The sequence below is a fragment of the Metabacillus endolithicus genome (assembly GCF_023078335.1).
GTDB classification, from domain to species: Bacteria; Bacillota; Bacilli; order Bacillales; family Bacillaceae; genus Metabacillus; species Metabacillus endolithicus.
The window spans coordinates 4,225,352-4,240,946 of sequence record NZ_CP095550.1; the positions used below are offsets into that span (position 1 = coordinate 4,225,352).

Here is a 15,595-nt window from a genome sequence, read left to right on the forward strand (position 1 = left end):
GAGTGCTTCATTGACTGTTTTAACAATAGAAATAAAAAGGAGACGATCAAGTTGAAAATAATCGTTGCTCCAGATTCATTTAAAGGATCAATTTCAGCGTATGATATTTGTCTGGCCGTTAAAGAAGGAATTATACGCGTTCATCCAAATGCAAAGGTTTGTCTCCTGCCTCTAGCTGATGGAGGGGAAGGGACTGTTGACAACCTGGTGGCTGCGAGTAATGGTCAGTTGATTCGTGCTAATGTCCGTGGTCCTTTAAATGCAGAAGTTAATGCAGTTTATGGGGTTTTAGGAGATAAAAAAACAGTTGTGATTGAGATGGCACAAGCATCAGGACTTCCTCTATTAAAAGATACAGAAAAAAATCCAATGATTTCAACTAGCTATGGTACTGGTGAACTAATAAAGCATGCCTTAGACGCGGGTTATCGTCAATTCATTATTGGACTAGGTGGTAGTGCAACAAATGATGGTGGTGTTGGAATGCTTAGGGCACTAGGAGTAGAATTCTATAATAGCTCTAATGAAGTGCTAAAAGATGGTGGAGCTTCCTTAATAGATCTTGCGTTTTATGATGACACACATTTAGATCCAAGATTATTTGAGTCAACAATAACAATTGCTAGCGATGTAACAAATCCTCTTTGTGGACCGAATGGTGCTTCAGCAGTTTTTGGACCTCAAAAAGGAGCAACACCAAAAATGGTGCATCAGCTTGATCAAGCTTTGTTTCATTTTAGTGAAGTAGTTTTAAGTAAAAAGAACATCAATATGAGAGATTTGGTTGGTGGTGGTGCAGCTGGAGGTATGGGAGCTGCCTTACTTGCTTTTTGCAATGCAAAGCTAAGATCGGGGATTGACGTGATATTAGAAGAAATACAGTTTGATACTATACTAGAACATACGGATTTACTTATTACAGGTGAGGGAAAATTAGATTCACAAACATTATCTGGAAAAGTAATAAAAGGAGTAGCGATTAAAGCAAAAGAAAAGAAGGTTCCGGTAATAGGACTATGTGGTACAATTCAATTGAGTCGAAAAGAGCTAGATGAATTAGGAATATTGGCTGCCTTTTCAATTGTGCCTGGCCCTTGCTCTTTAGAGGAAGCATTTGAACATTCTGCCCAGTGGATTGCTGATCGTGCTGAATCTATTATGAAATTGCTTACCTTACCTATAGTCACCATTAAAAAGAGTTAATAGGTAAGTAACATGGGTTTATGAAAAGGTTTATCCCTAAAGTAATGGGGATGGAAAAATCTCCTATTGCATTCACCTACAATTTCTAGTATTATAACTATACAAGCTGCGCTGTACGCATTTCTTATAAAGTTTTAACCTTTAAGCTGAAATAGGGAGTTTTACATTGAAGACGGACTATCAAGCCTCCATTATGTAGAGGACGATATGAAACCTTCTGCGAACACCCACTTGTAGGAGTGGTGGTTTAAAACTCTATAACTTACGATGCGGCAATCGCGGCACCTTACTTTAACATTTAATCCGGTTCCCAATGGGAATCGGATTTTTATTTATGTTTGCAATCTATAGGGTGTCTTTTGAAGTTGTCTTAACTGAATTGGAATGCATTTTACATAAAGAAAAACCGATTCTAAGAATCGGCGATTTTCTTAACGTCTAACATAACTATCTAGGAATATGACAAAAACTTAATAATCCTGTAATTCCCGTTGTATAAAGCTCTCGGTTGTAATGGCTGCTACACCTAAAGCTGCTGAATGGGTGGAATGCTTAGAAAAACTAATTTGTAGATCTTGCTGTTGAAAAGAAAGAGAGTGTGAATAAATAATATCCAGCATGGATTGCTTTATCCATGTTTGGGCCATTGCTAAACGATTCCCTATAATAATTTGTTCGGGGTTAAATGTGTTTATAATATTGTTGATTCCGTATCCTATATATTGGCCTGTTTCTTTAAAAAGCGCGATTGCTTTTTCATCTTGGTTGTTTGCTTTGTCTATTAATGATTCAAGGGTTGAATCAGAGCCTGCACTCTTTAACAGAGCGTGTTCAGATGCATAAGCTTCCCAACATCCTTTACTTCCACAGCTACAAGGGATTCCATTCATATTGATGACCATATGTCCCATTTCGCCAGAGAAACCATGGAGACCTTGGTACAGCTCATTATTTAATATAAGCCTCAACACCAATTCCAATTCCTGCGCTTACATAAACAATATTCTTATAATCCTGACCAACTCCAAATTGCTTTTCTCCATACGCTCCAGCATTTGCTTCGTTCTCGACAATAACGGGAATCTGAAATTCTTCTTCTAAGAGTGTTTTTATATCGCTGTTTTTCCAACCGAGATTTGGAGCAACTCGTATTTCACCTTGTTTATCAACAATTCCAGGTATACCTAACCCGATTCCTATGATTCCGTAAGGTGTTTTAGGGAGATCTTTTATTAAAGAATGGATAACCTGTTTAATTTGTTCTGTAACTTCTATAAAAGTGTGTTCATTTACTTTTACTGTTTTTTCTAATAGTATCTTTCCTTTTAGATCTGTTACAACCCCCAAGATATAATTAACACCCAAATCTATGCCAATAGAATATCCGGCATTCACATTGTAATGAAGAAGTACAGGTCTTCTTCCTCCGCTAGATTCTCCTGGTCCTGATTCATAGACAAAATCTTTAGTTAATAGCTCATTAACAAGAGAAGAAACAGTGGCTTTATTTAAACCTGTTCTTTGAGCGATATCGGCCCTAGAAATGGGCTTCTTCATTTGTTATAGTTTGAAAAACTAGCAAGGTGTTATTTTTCTTCACAATTTGTTGATTCCATGTAAGTTGACTCAATTTTTTCACCTGTTTCCAAAGTTTTCGGATAAATATAATTATAATATAAACTTAGTTTAATGAACAGACGAACTTTTTTGTTTTCATATCATAAACTAGTTTCCTTATTTATAGGTCTTGGTAAGTTATATGTTAAGGTTTTTCTAATACGATCAAGGAAATATGCAGTAAGTATATTTTCAATGCATATCTTTTCATATGCATATGTAATAGAATAAGAGTTTTATATAGTAAGGGTCACTTACTGAGGATTATAACATGAACAAAGAACTTTTATTCATTTATATGCTATTTAGTTGAAATGCATAAGGAATAAAGATCAGAATTCAATTGCAAACAGATCTTTACTCCTTTATTTACATCACTATTATAATCTTTCCTCTTCTGGTAGTTGATTTGGAGCACTTTGAATATTTTGTTGCTTAATTTCTAATGTTTCTGAGGAATATACTTTAATCACTAGTTGTCCCCCGTACACTTTAGATTGAATAAGCAACGGTTGATTATGTTCGTTTTCAAATGTAAAATCAGGTCCATACCAGCTTACAGTAGCATCGCGTTTTGAAGGAACATAAGGGACTCTACGACTATGGGAGTATCGCTCAATTATTTTTACTCCGGCTTGATCAACTGCATTAAACAATGTTGAGGAGACTTGACAAATACCTCCACCAATCCCTTCTGATAGTTCTCCTCTTACAATTACCGGAGCAGGTAAATAGCCTTTTTCAATGGTTCGTTTACCAACAACAGCATTAAAAGAAAAAGTCTCTCCAGGAAAAACGACATGGTTATTAATTGCTTCAGATGCTAACTTAATATTATGTGACCGTTCCATGTTTCTACTATTAAAATAAGTTACGTAATGGCTAATCAATTTTGCTTTAATAGATGCTAAAAGTTCACTGTCAACCTTTGGATAGACCGTTTTGACAGGCACTTCAATAGAGGTTGAGCCTTTTTGTAAGTATGTAGCATAAACAATTGATTTCCATTTTTCTTGATCGAGTTTATGCCCCATTTTTTCACTCTTTATTTGACCATGATCATCTAAGTATGCATTATAAGGTGGTTCATAAACAATTGATTCTAAAGAAGCGGTAAATTCATCTAATTTCTCTTGGTCAATAAATTCTCCTTCAAAAGATGGTAGGGCAAGCTCTGAACGATGAAGAGATGTTATTTCTTTCCCTTCAAATGTTACAGATAAGTTTTCAGATTGAACAGAAGGTTGGATCATAATCATAAGAATGGTTAATAAATATTTCATAGAAAAACTCACCTCCCATTTTCTTCTAACTCAGTTACGAATGGATCTCTCATTACTTTCCATGGAGAAAAGAGTGAAGTTCTTATTAAGGTGAAGGTTTGCGTTATTTTAACAGGACCAACTTCATCTAGGTATATTTTCGTTTCAACTGGAAAAGTCGATACAAAAGGGAAGTCATGATCTTCTTGACTCCTTTTTATTTTCCATTTCATCCCTTCAATATTGTTGAGGACATTATAAGAGCCATCATTTTTATTCATATTTGAAATGCTTATTCCCTCCATTAATTCCTTGTCATGATTTTTGGCTGTAATAAGAAAGATATTTAGTATTTCTTCTGCTGAAAGAGATGCTGTATAGTCATCGAATTTTCCAGCGGCTTTTAAGATCATAACATGATGGGAAAGGTCGAATTTTCGGGTGCGATGTGTTGTACTACCTGAGAAATGAATGCAAAAATGTCCGGGAAATCCATTTTGAATTGCCCCCGCTCCGTGTGGCATCCCATGCATTGATGCGGGAATTAACTGATCGTCTATGAGAATAAAAACGGCTCGTCTTCGCCAACTCCATTTTCCGTTATAAATTTTCTTCATCATTTTTGTATCATCTTTTGTTAAGGGTTGTACATCTGCATGTCCACTTCCGGCTCTTCTTTGAACTTTAAAGCTTTGCCCACTATCAATATCAATAACAGTAAAAGATGATTTTCTTGGAATAATTTCATTTACTACATCCCAACTTAGCAACTCTGGTTGAAAACTAATGTAGGGACGTGGTTGATCATTTGCCGCTAATGCTTGTTTTTGGGAAAGACATATAAAAAGAAAAACAAGTAACAATGTTTTTTTCATAAAAAGTCACTCCAAATTAATCTTGTTTCACTTATTTTGTGTAAAAAACTTTATATCATAGCTATATAAAAATGGGAATATAAGGTATCAATTGTGCAGAAATGAAACAGAATAATTGAAACGGAGAGTTATAGGTAAAAAAAGAAAATATTGGAGAAGTATAATGAATTTTGTTTATGGGTTTCTGTATATATTTGCTGCATGGAAGTGGGGAGATTGGAAAAATTGGAGAGAATATTACCCAACTATCTTATTCTTTATCATAGGTGACTTGTTATATCATTTTTTATTTTATGATTATTTTCCATTATGGAAGTTTAATCCGATTCCTTTTGATGAAAAATTAGGAATTACAGGTACCCATATATCTTTATTTATCATGTTTATCAAATATCCATGTACAATTCTTTTGTATTTAGGGAATTTTCCAATCGAGCGCTTAAAACAGTTTATATATATTGGTGTTTGGATTTTTATTTATACAGCAAATGAACTTTTAACACATTCCTTTGGTGGAATAAATCATTATAATGGATGGAATGAATGGTGGTCAGTATTGTTCAATTGTGCTATGTTTTCTCTATTGGCATTGCATCATTATCGTCCATTAATAACTTGGATCCTTTCATTTGCTTTTATTTTGTTTTTATGGACGGTTTTTGGTGTACCGTCATCTGTTTTTCGTTAAAACATGAAAAGGAGATTTTATCATGACAACTGAATTGTTAGCCTATTTTGATGAATTTGGAAATAGGCAGGGAATTGAAACACGACAGAGAGTTCATGAGCAAGGATTGTGGCATGAAACATTTCATTGCTGGTTTGTTCGTGAGGAAAAGGGAGTACAGTATCTTTATTTTCAAAAACGTTCAGATGAGAAAGCTGATTACCCATCCCTATATGATATAACAGCTGCGGGTCACATTTTGGCTAATGAAACGGTACAAGATGGAGTAAGAGAGGTTAGAGAAGAACTTGGGATACAGCTAATGTTTAATGATCTTAATTCTCTGGGCATCATTAAGGATTGTCTAGAGGCACATCAATTTACGGACCGTGAATTCTGTCATGTTTTTTTATATCAGACCTGTCTTAGCAATGATCAATTCAATCTTCAACAAGAGGAGGTTTCGGGAGTTGTAAGAGCTGAATTACAGGAATTTGAAAAACTGTGGTTCGGAGAATTAGAAAAAATTAGGGTTGAGGCTTTCTGGAAAATACACATAAAGTGCAAAGGGAGCTAGAGATAAATGTAACAAAACAAGACTTTGTTCCTCATCAGGATTCTTATATAAAGGAAGTCATTAAGAAAATAAAGGGAAAATAGTTTACTTAATTAAGTACCTTACTGATACTCATTCTTCTTAATTCTGTTACAATGTCATATACATAGTTTTTATCAGAATAGATTAGGAGAATGATTCATGCTTCAAACAGTTAATCGGCAACTAGAAAAATGGATGCCTATTATTACGCCAATAAGTGTGATTATAGGGGTTATGCTTGCTGAAAATCTTTTACCTCTTACATTTTTAATTCCGTGGCTATTTGCGTTTATGACTTTTTCAGGTAGCCTTAACTCTACTTTTACTTCTTTAACAGGAGCATTAAAAAAGCCATTGCCTTTATTCATTATCTTACTGCTGTTGCATATTATTATGCCGCTTCTTGCTTGGACAATAGGACACGCATTTTTTGTAAATGATCATTTAACAATGACAGGATTAGTGCTAGCTAGCGTTATTCCAACAGGAATTACCAGTTTTATATGGGTCACAATCTATAATGGAAATATAGGCTTAGCATTATCTATTATTTTGTTTGACACAATGTTGTCACCGTTCCTTGTTCCGTTTACTTTATCTTTTCTGGTTGGTCAAAAAATTCAAATAAATACAATGGATATAATGTATGGGTTGTTATTTATGGTTGTTATTCCCTCTATTTTAGGGATGTTTACAAATTTAATGACAAAAGGGAAAAGTGTTAAAGCGGGGAAAACTCTTGCTCCGTTTTCGAAAATTTCACTTGCTTGTGTAGTTATGATGAATGGAGCAGTTATTTCTCCCTATCTTAAACAGTTTAGTTTAAAATTAGTTATTATAGCTATTACAGTTTTTATCCTTGCTTCTTTTGGATATTTCTTAGCATGGATGCTGTCAATTCTGTTAAAAAGAGACCGCGAAACAAAAGTAGTTATGATGTTTACAGGTGGAATGAGGAATATTAGTGCAGGGGTACTGTAATAGCTGTTCAATATTTTCCTGCAGCTGTAGCTGTACCTGTTGTTCTGGGAATGTTGTTTCAACAAGTGCTTGCATCAATATTTGGTCTTTTATTTAATCTTTTTGATCAAAAACAAAAGCAACAAATTGAAGAAACAATTCCCGTTTCACAATAATTGAACGTGTATTTTGATAAGAAGATGTTGCCAAATATTTCTGAGTGTGTTAAAAATAATGTGACTTACTAATTTCATAAAATGATAGATTTCACCACTAGGGGAGCTTTTAGCTGAGAGAGGCCAACGCCTTGACCCTTAATACCTGATCTAGATAATACTAGCGGAGGGAAGAGGTGTTTGAATATAAAGACTTTAACGCAATTTGGTAATAATTAGTATAAAAATAACTAATTTCTATACCAGCATGCGATTCAAACCACTTCTTTTCTTAAAAAAGAAGTGGTTTTTTTTTACTGTACTTTTAAAAAAGGAGGGAAAAACATTGTCTAATCAAATAGAACGGCTAATTAATATCGTTGAGGAACGTAAGGAGGATTTGGTTTCCTTATTAAAAAGATTGATTGAATATAAAACACCTGCACCACCAGCTAGAAATACGAAAGAAGCACAACAATTTATTGCAGAGTTTCTAGAAGAGAAAGGTTTTTCCATTGATATGTGGGATGTGTATCCAAACGATCCTAATGTTGTTGGAGTGTTAAAGGGAAAGGAACCTACCTTATATAACAGCTTGATTATTAATGGACATATGGATGTAGCTGAAGTTAGTGAGGATGAAAAGTGGGATGTTGACCCGTTTGTTCCTATTGTGAAAGATGATGTGATTATTGGGCGTGGGGCAGCTGATATGAAAGGTGGATTAGCTGGTGCATTGTTTGCCATCCAGTTATTACATGAACATGGTATAAGGCTTCCTGGTGATTTGATTTTACAATCTGTCATTGGTGAAGAAGTTGGAGAAGCTGGGACTCTTGAATGCTGTAAAAAGGGATATAAAGCAGATTTTGCTGTTGTGGTGGATACAAGTGATTTACATATTCAAGGACAAGGTGGCGTTATTACTGGTTGGATCACTGTAAAGAGTGACAAAACGTATCATGACGCAACGAGAAGGCAAATGATACATGCCGGAGGAAAACTTTTTGCTGCCAGTGCTATTGAAAAAATGACAAACATTATTCATGGATTACAGGATCTTGAAAGACATTGGGCAGTTTCCAAAAGCTACCCTGGAAATCCTCCTGGCACAAACACAATCAATCCAGCGGTAATCGAAGGGGGAAGACACGCAGCATTTATTGCTGATGAATGTCGTTTGTGGATAACCGTTCATTATTATCCAAATGAAACACATGAGCAGATTATAAAAGAAATAGAAGAGCATATTCTTCATGTAGCTCATGCAGATCCTTGGCTAAGGGAAAATCCTCCAACATTTGTATGGGGAGGAAAATCAATGATCGTTGACAGGGGGGAGATTTTTCCTTCATTAGAGGTGGACCCAAATCATCCAGGTGTGAAAAGATTATCCCAAACCCACGAACACATTCTATCTAAAGAAGCTATTGTCGATGTTTCTCCAACCGTAACCGACGGAGGATGGCTAGGAGATGCAGGAATTCCAACTGTTATTTATGGACCTGGAAAATTACAACATGCACATGCAGTAAACGAACAACTTTCCATACAAGAACTTGTCGAGTACACAAAAGTTATTTTAGCTTTCATCTATGAATGGTGTCATTCTAAGAAAAGTGAACTTACTGTCGAGTAGGTAGTACACTTTTAATAATAGAAAGAGGGGAAATGTAATGAAATTTAGTCAAAGGCTATACGAAAAGGTTCTACCAATCTGGGAAAGTAATCATAATCACCCATTCGTTAAGGGAATGGGGAATGGTACTCTTGAAAAAGATAAATTTCGGTTTTACATGATACAGGATTATTTGTATTTGATTGAATATGCAAAAGTTTTTGCCTTAGGTGCTGTAAAAGCTACAGATTTACACACAATGGGGAGATTTGCAGCGTTACTGAATTCTACTTTAAATGAAGAAATGGAGTTACATCGACAATATGCAAAGAAATTTGGTATTACTACAGAAGAGCTTGAAGAAGCTAAACCTTCTCCAACAACTCTGGCTTATACTCATTACATGCTTCATGTTAGTCAAAATGGAACACTTGCCGAATTGGTATCCGCTCTACTCCCATGTATGTGGAGTTATTGGGAAATTGGTAAAGATTTAAAGAAAATAGAAGGGGCAAGCGAACATGAATTTTATGGTGAATGGATTACGATGTATGCTTCTGATGAATTTGGTCAATTAGCTACATGGTGTATTGAGTTAATAGATGAGCTCTCAGAAGGTAAGTCAGAGTCAGAATTAGTGAAGTTAGAAGAAATCTTTTTAAATACTACTAGATTTGAGTACATGTTCTGGGATATGGCCTATAAGGAAACGATGTGGCCAACTAATGAATAATGCAGCTCTTGAATTTAAAAATATAAGCTTTCAATATGGGGAGCACTCTAATGGAACACAAGTCTTGAAAAATATGAATCTACATATTCGTGAAGGAGAATTTATAAGCATTATAGGACCAAGTGGCTCCGGGAAAAGTACATTATTTAAGCTAATAACAGGGTTGGAGCAGCCTTCAGAGGGAGAGATTTTCTTAAGAAATCGACTAGCTATAAATCGACTTGGCCAGGTCGGGTATATGCCACAGCAGGATTTACTTTTACCGTGGCGGACAATTATGGAAAATGCAGTACTTCCATTAGAGATAAAAGGAGTAAAAAAACACGTGGCTCTTCAAAAGGTTAGTGAGTTATTGGAAGAGTTTGGGTTGAAAGGTGCAGAGGATTGCTATCCTGGTGAATTATCTGGAGGAATGCGCCAGAGGGTGTCGTTTTTAAGAACAATTTTAAGCGGATCAAAAATTCTCCTCTTGGATGAACCGTTTAGTGCTTTAGATGCAATCACTAGGTTATCTTTACAGGAATGGCTACTCACACAATGGCAAAAAAGAAAAGAAACGATTGTATTCATCACTCATGATGTAAATGAAGCATTGTTTTTATCTGATCGTATTCTTCTATTTAGAGAAACACCTGCCACGACCTTAAAAGAAATAATAGTTCCACTAGAACGTCCTAGAACATTGAAAGATTTAAACCGGCCGGAGGTCATCTCTTTAAAAGATGAGTTGCTTGAAGATTTACGAACGAGGACGAAAACATGAGAGTTTTTAAAAAATATGGTGCTTCTAGCGCACTAACGATTTTGCTTCTCGTAGTTTGGGAAACTGGTGCAAGGCTTTTAGACATGAAATTCATTTTGCCAACACCAACAGATGTTGTATTAAAGATATGGGAATTAAGAGTACCTTTGTTTTTAGAACACTTACCTGCAACCTTTCTTATTATCTTGATTGGACTATCCCTTTCTATTTTATTTGGGGTGGGGGGCTTGCTGTATGGATGAGTATAAATAAAACAGTAGAAAAAACCTTCTATCCTCTTATTATATCGTCACAAACAATTCCAATTATCGCATTGGCACCGATTTTTGTTTTATGGTTTGGCTATACGATATGGAGTAAAGTTGTCGTTACGGTGCTTATTACTTTTTTTCCAATAACAGTAAATACGTATGATGGCCTTCGTGCAACAACTAAGGAATATAAAGATCTTTTGCGAACTATGGGAGCGACAAAAAAAGACATTTTCTTTAAGCTGCAAGTACCTGGAAGTGCATCTTACTTTTTCTCTGGATTGAAAGTGGCTGTAACGTTAAGCGTGATTGGTGCTGCAATTGGAGAATGGATCGGTGCTCAGGCTGGGTTGGGGTATTTTAGTAGACGAATGATGACTCAGTTTGATGGAGCAGGGGTTTTTGCGCCAATTATTATTTTATCTGCAGTCGGAATTTTTTTATTTGTCATTGTAAGCTCATTAGAGAAAAAAACATTAAAATGGAGGAAAACAGAATGAAGAAGTTTTTATTAATGTTCTTATGTTTAGTATTAGGATTACTTACAGCTTGTGGTGCAAACAATAGCACATCAACAGGTGTAAATGAAGAAGCGAAAGAACTTAAGGATGTAAGTATTATGCTTGATTGGTATCCTAATGCTGTACATAGCTATTTATATATTGCTAAGGAAAAAGGATACTTTGAAGAAGAAGGATTAAATGTTGATATTCAATTTCCTGCTAATCCAACAGATCCGATCAACTTGGCTGCTGCAGGGAAAATCACGCTTGGCATATCGTATCAACCAGATGTTATTATTGCTCGTGCCAATCAGGATGTAAAGATAAAATCAGTTGGTGCAATTGTTCGTTCACCATTAAACAGAATTATTTATATGGAAGACAGTGAAATTCAAACTCCAAAAGATTTAGAAGGAAAAACAGTTGGCTTTCCTGGTATTCCACTTAATGAATCATTAATTCAGTCTATGGTTAAAGCTGATGGTGGAAACCCTGAAGAAGTTGAGATGATAGATGTTGGCTTTGAATTAGGATCTTCAATTGTTAGTGAAAAAGTAGATGCAGTAATTGGTGCGTATATAAATCATGAAGTACCTGTATTAGCTCATGAAGGACACAACACAAGAAACATGAACCCGACAGAATATGGAGTTCCTAATTACTATGAGTTAGTAGCAGTAACAAGCGACAAAACATGGGAAAAAGAACAAGAAAGTATTACAGCCTTTTGGCGTGCTGCTACAAAAGGATATGAATTTACAGCGGACCACCCTGAAGAAGCTTTAGAAATTCTTCTAAATAACCAAGATGAAGCAAACTTTCCTTTAGTAAAAGAAGTAGAAACAGAAAGCCTGGAAATATTATTACCACTGATGAAATCTGAGAATGGATTTGGAAGTCAGGACCAAGATCAATGGGAAAGTACAATAAGCTGGATGAAGGAAGCAGGATTAATTAAAACAGAACCTGAGGTTGAAGATATTTTTGTGAATATAGTAGAGTAAAGGTAAAGGACTTGGTGGGATTTGAACCCACAAGATGTACAACAATTTACGACAAAACTGTTGACTGCTCTATCCACTTGAGCTACAAGTCCAATAATATTATGTTCATAAATATTCATTTTATAACACCATATGGAGAAAATAAAAAAGAGATGTGGGGATCACATCTCTTTTTACATTATATTTTTAATTCAACGTCTGCTGCTTTTCGAAGTTCTTCCACTTTTGTAGCTACTTTTTCTTGTGTTTTTTGTTGTTCAAGATTAGCTTTTAAAGTATCTTTTACTTCCTCGTATTTTGGAGTATCCTTAGATTCACCAGCCGAACTTACCATTGAATCATAATATTCTTTTAATTCATCATCTTTTACTTCTTCTACCTTCAAATCATTTTTAACAAACTGATCATATTTTACTGTATCAGCAATTTGTTCTTTTAGCTTGTCCAAGGTTAAATTATTCGTTTTTAACGCTTCCTCAAACTCTTCTTCTGTTTTATAGCTTGCTTTTAAAGTTTCTAACTGTTTGTTAATATCTTCTTCTGAAGCTTCATAGCCTTTTTTGTCGATTTCTTGTAATAATAATGTTTGTCCAACAAGACTTTCAAGCGTATAGTCTTTAATTTGCTTTGCCATATCATCTGTTGTTAAGTCTTGTCCTAATTGTGAAAATTGCATCTGAGAAATACTTAAGGCCTCATTATATTGATTTCCTTTGATTTCCTCACCATTTACAACAGCGACAACTTTTCCTTCTTCCACTTTTTGAGCTTCAAGCTTTTTTTGCATTTCCTCAGCATCTACATCAGCTTTTTCTTCTGTTGCTTTTTCAGATGTCTTAGTTTCTTCACTAGCTTTTTCTTTTTCTTCATCGGTATTACACGCTACAAGAGAGAGTGAAAGCAACCCTATTAAAACCGTTAATAAATATTTTTTCATTTTGTATACCCCTTTCGTCCCTATAGAAGGACATATCTTATGTACATAATTGGAATTGTATAACAACTAAAGGAAAAATAAAAGGTTTACATATAAACCATAACAGATTTTTTGAAAAGATTACACATTTTGGCAGATGGGTGAATATCATAAAAATTTTGAATAATAACTCAAAACAAATCCTTAAATAAACGGATAAGAAGCGTTAGAGTCGTCTGAGAAGCTTTTAAGAGAAATTACCTATCAATGGTAACGCTTACACTAACTAATTGGAAGAAATACTCACAACATTTCTCTAAGACCTTGATTATGAAAATCATCATGTTAGTATTAAATCGTGAGTGAAAAATACGAACAAAAATACGAACGATATTGGAGAGATGAGATGCTACACGATAAGACAGTTGCATTTTTAGGCGCAGGTTCGATGGCAGAAGCTATGATATCAGGATTAGTCAAATCTGAATTTCCAACAGAAAATATCATTGCGACAAATCGTTCCAATGAAGAACGGTTATCTGCATTAAACGAAAATTATGGTATCAAAGGAATCAAACTGAAAGATTTACCGTTTGATCAAATAGATGTCATTATATTGGCAATGAAGCCAAAAGATGTTGATACAGCATTAAAGGGCATTAAAGATCATATCAAACCAAATCAACTCATACTATCAGTTCTAGCAGGTATTACAACAACATATCTTGAAAAAAACCTTCATAATGGCCAGCAAGTAGTTCGAGTGATGCCGAATACGTCAAGTGCAATCGGTGAGTCAGCTACTGCCATATCCCCAGGTCATGAAACATCAGAAAACAATGTTCGACTAACTCAAGACTTATTAGGTTACATCGGTGAGGTTTATACAATAGAAGAAAAGGATATGGATATCTTTACGGGTATTGCAGGAAGCGGCCCAGCTTATTTTTATTATTTAATGGAGCATATGGAAAAGCAAGGATCACAAGCAGGCTTTGATTTGGAAACAACTAGAGAAATCATTGCTCAAACCATTGTAGGTGCAGCAAAAATGGTTCAAGAGCAAGATTACACACCAACTGTACTAAGAGAAAAAGTTACTTCACCAAACGGTACAACAGCTGCAGGATTAGACGCATTGGATGAAAATGGCGGGGGTAAGGCCATTGCAAAGGCAGTTGAACACGCAGCAAAACGTTCAAGAGAAATTAGTGAACAAATTCAAGAGAGCCTACTAGTTAGCTCATCAAATAAATAAGTTCATTTTTTTACGAGACTAAAAGAATGATAGAAACAAGGGATTTAGAGAGATAAATACGACTCAGGAGTGATATCATGACGACCCTAGACAACGAAAAAAAACGGGTTGTAATAAAAGTAGGAAGCAGTTCTTTAACAAGTCGACACGGTGAAATTAGTCGACGTAAACTAGAGAAATTAGCTGATGAAATTGCCTTACTAAAGGACGAAGGACATGAAATTGTTTTTGTTTCTTCAGGTGCTGTTGCAGCAGGCTATCGTAAGCTAGGTTGTATTGACCGTCCAACATCTTTACCTGAAAAACAAGCAGCAGCTTCTATAGGGCAGGGATTATTGATTGAGGCATATTCAGAGATCTTTTTATCGCACGGATATGTGGCATCACAAATCTTAATTACACGAAGTGATTTTTCAGATGAAAAACGCTACAACAATGTACGTAATACACTAAATGTTTTATTAGAACGTGGCATTATTCCTATTGTTAATGAAAATGATACTGTAACAGTTGATCGCTTGAAGTTTGGTGATAATGATACGTTATCAGCAAAAGTTGCCGGCTTAGTAGAAGCTGATCAATTAATGATTTTATCTGATATAGATGGTTTATACGATTCAGATCCTCGAAAAAATGAAGAAGCAAAATTACTTGAGAAAGTATATGAAATTACCCCTGAAATCGAAGAGGGAGCCGGTGAATCAGGTAGCAACGTAGGAACAGGTGGTATGAGATCGAAGATAGATGCCGTAAAGATTGCGATGGCCTCTGGTATTTCGACCTTCTTAGGAAAAGCAACGATCCCTAATATTCTTGGCGATGCTGTTCGCGGAGAAGCCAAAGGAACCTATTTTGAAGTAACAAACGAAACAGTTAACTTAAATCAGAAAAAACAATGGATTGCTTTTCATTCCGGTCCTGAGGGAGAAGTAACAATTAATCAAAATGTAAGAACTTCCATTGTTGATCATAAACACAGCATCTATTCATCAGACATTGAAAAAGTGGAAGGGCAGTTTGAAAAGGGTGCAGTTATTCGAATTCTTGATCATGAAGGAGAAAGAATTGGTTTAGGTGTTGTGAACTATTCAAATGAAGAGTTAGAAAAGATAGCAAAGGCTTCAGGTGAAGGTGCTAAAAAGCAAGAGGTTGTCCATTTTGATGATCTAGTATGTGAACTTGAATTGTCGTTGCCTGTAGGAGTATAAAAGG

14 protein-coding genes, 1 tRNA gene, 2 pseudogenes and 1 riboswitch are annotated in these 15,595 nt (G+C 35.3%); of the genes and pseudogenes, 11 read left to right on the top strand and 6 right to left on the bottom strand.

The window, feature by feature from the left end; translation table 11 throughout:
- Positions 1-51: 51 nt before the first annotated feature.
- Complete coding sequence (locus tag MVE64_RS21385; RefSeq protein ID WP_247341163.1) at positions 52-1,203, top strand: glycerate kinase; 1,152 nt, start codon at positions 52-54, stop codon at positions 1,201-1,203.
- A gap of 470 nt (positions 1,204-1,673) precedes the next feature.
- Here MVE64_RS21385 and MVE64_RS27905 read toward each other — a convergent pair whose 3' ends face one another.
- The 4 genes from MVE64_RS27905 to MVE64_RS21405 all read right to left on the bottom strand — a co-directional run bounded on the left by MVE64_RS27905 (position 1,674) and on the right by MVE64_RS21405 (position 4,957).
- Entirely contained in the window at positions 1,674-2,174 is a 501-nt protein-coding gene (locus MVE64_RS27905; protein ID WP_345740674.1) for an ROK family protein, read from the bottom strand.
- A complete protein-coding gene (locus tag MVE64_RS27910; RefSeq protein WP_345740675.1) occupies positions 2,152-2,760 on the bottom strand; it encodes an ROK family transcriptional regulator in 609 nt (202 codons plus the stop codon). Before MVE64_RS27910 ends, MVE64_RS27905 begins: the two co-directional genes overlap by 23 nt.
- Before the next feature lie 440 nt (positions 2,761-3,200).
- Positions 3,201-4,103, bottom strand: a complete 903-nt coding sequence (locus MVE64_RS21400; protein ID WP_247341165.1) for a VanW family protein — start codon at positions 4,101-4,103, stop codon at positions 3,201-3,203.
- A gap of 8 nt (positions 4,104-4,111) precedes the next feature.
- On the bottom strand, positions 4,112-4,957 hold the full coding sequence (locus tag MVE64_RS21405; RefSeq protein WP_247341167.1) for a hypothetical protein: 846 nt from the start codon (positions 4,955-4,957) through the stop codon (positions 4,112-4,114).
- A 163-nt stretch (positions 4,958-5,120) separates the two neighbouring features.
- Between MVE64_RS21405 and MVE64_RS21410 the strand changes: the two genes are divergently transcribed.
- The 8 genes and pseudogenes from MVE64_RS21410 to MVE64_RS21445 all read left to right on the top strand — a co-directional run bounded on the left by MVE64_RS21410 (position 5,121) and on the right by MVE64_RS21445 (position 12,209).
- Entirely contained in the window at positions 5,121-5,645 is a 525-nt protein-coding gene (locus MVE64_RS21410) for a CBO0543 family protein (protein WP_247341169.1), read from the top strand.
- A 22-nt stretch (positions 5,646-5,667) separates the two neighbouring features.
- Positions 5,668-6,201, top strand: coding sequence for an NUDIX hydrolase (locus tag MVE64_RS21415; RefSeq protein WP_345740676.1), 534 nt, complete (start codon positions 5,668-5,670; stop codon positions 6,199-6,201).
- Between the two features lie 180 nt (positions 6,202-6,381).
- A pseudogene (locus MVE64_RS21420) lies at positions 6,382-7,358 on the top strand (bile acid:sodium symporter family protein).
- 89 nt (positions 7,359-7,447) lie between these two features.
- Positions 7,448-7,547: riboswitch (TPP riboswitch) on the top strand.
- Positions 7,548-7,683: 136 nt separating this feature from the next.
- A complete protein-coding gene (locus MVE64_RS21425; RefSeq protein WP_247341171.1) occupies positions 7,684-8,976 on the top strand; it encodes an acetylornithine deacetylase in 1,293 nt (430 codons plus the stop codon).
- Positions 8,977-9,013: 37 nt separating this feature from the next.
- Entirely contained in the window at positions 9,014-9,688 is a 675-nt protein-coding gene (gene tenA / locus MVE64_RS21430; RefSeq protein WP_247341173.1) for a thiaminase II, read from the top strand.
- The gene (locus MVE64_RS21435) at positions 9,681-10,451 is read left to right on the top strand and encodes an ABC transporter ATP-binding protein (protein ID WP_247341175.1); all 771 of its coding nucleotides are present in this window, start codon (positions 9,681-9,683) and stop codon (positions 10,449-10,451) included. The genes tenA and MVE64_RS21435 overlap by 8 nt, the downstream gene beginning before the upstream one ends.
- Positions 10,448-11,202 (top strand): annotated as a pseudogene (locus MVE64_RS21440) (ABC transporter permease). The gene MVE64_RS21435 and the pseudogene MVE64_RS21440 overlap by 4 nt, the downstream one beginning before the upstream one ends.
- Positions 11,199-12,209 (top strand): ABC transporter substrate-binding protein, encoded by a 1,011-nt coding sequence (locus tag MVE64_RS21445; RefSeq protein ID WP_247341177.1) that lies wholly within the window; start codon positions 11,199-11,201, stop codon positions 12,207-12,209. Before MVE64_RS21440 ends, MVE64_RS21445 begins: the two are co-directional and overlap by 4 nt.
- Positions 12,210-12,215: 6 nt before the next feature.
- Here the strand turns inward: MVE64_RS21445 and MVE64_RS21450 are convergent.
- Positions 12,216-12,301: transfer RNA gene (locus MVE64_RS21450), tRNA-OTHER, on the bottom strand.
- An 86-nt stretch (positions 12,302-12,387) separates the two neighbouring features.
- Complete coding sequence (locus MVE64_RS21455) at positions 12,388-13,146, bottom strand: SurA N-terminal domain-containing protein (protein ID WP_247341179.1); 759 nt, start codon at positions 13,144-13,146, stop codon at positions 12,388-12,390.
- Positions 13,147-13,531: 385 nt separating this feature from the next.
- On the opposite strand from MVE64_RS21455, the gene proC reads away from it, so the two are divergent.
- Entirely contained in the window at positions 13,532-14,383 is an 852-nt protein-coding gene (gene proC, locus MVE64_RS21460) for a pyrroline-5-carboxylate reductase (RefSeq protein ID WP_247341180.1), read from the top strand.
- 77 nt (positions 14,384-14,460) lie between these two features.
- Positions 14,461-15,591: a glutamate 5-kinase gene (gene proB / locus MVE64_RS21465; protein ID WP_247341182.1), complete on the top strand. Its 1,131-nt coding sequence runs from the start codon at positions 14,461-14,463 to the stop codon at positions 15,589-15,591.
- The last annotated feature ends 4 nt before the right edge of the window (positions 15,592-15,595 follow it).

Coding starts and splice junctions, on each gene's coding strand:
- MVE64_RS21455 (WP_247341179.1), bottom strand. CDS start 13,146: ATGAAAAAATATTTATTAACGGTTTTAATAGGGTTGCTTTCACTCTCT.
- proB (WP_247341182.1), top strand. CDS start 14,461: ATGACGACCCTAGACAACGAAAAAAAACGGGTTGTAATAAAAGTAGGA.
- MVE64_RS21405 (WP_247341167.1), bottom strand. CDS start 4,957: ATGAAAAAAACATTGTTACTTGTTTTTCTTTTTATATGTCTTTCCCAA.
- MVE64_RS21435 (WP_247341175.1), top strand. CDS start 9,681: ATGAATAATGCAGCTCTTGAATTTAAAAATATAAGCTTTCAATATGGG.
- MVE64_RS21400 (WP_247341165.1), bottom strand. CDS start 4,103: ATGAAATATTTATTAACCATTCTTATGATTATGATCCAACCTTCTGTT.
- MVE64_RS21415 (WP_345740676.1), top strand. CDS start 5,668: ATGACAACTGAATTGTTAGCCTATTTTGATGAATTTGGAAATAGGCAG.
- proC (WP_247341180.1), top strand. CDS start 13,532: ATGCTACACGATAAGACAGTTGCATTTTTAGGCGCAGGTTCGATGGCA.
- tenA (WP_247341173.1), top strand. CDS start 9,014: ATGAAATTTAGTCAAAGGCTATACGAAAAGGTTCTACCAATCTGGGAA.
- MVE64_RS21445 (WP_247341177.1), top strand. CDS start 11,199: ATGAAGAAGTTTTTATTAATGTTCTTATGTTTAGTATTAGGATTACTT.
- MVE64_RS27910 (WP_345740675.1), bottom strand. CDS start 2,760: ATGAAGAAGCCCATTTCTAGGGCCGATATCGCTCAAAGAACAGGTTTA.
- MVE64_RS21410 (WP_247341169.1), top strand. CDS start 5,121: ATGAATTTTGTTTATGGGTTTCTGTATATATTTGCTGCATGGAAGTGG.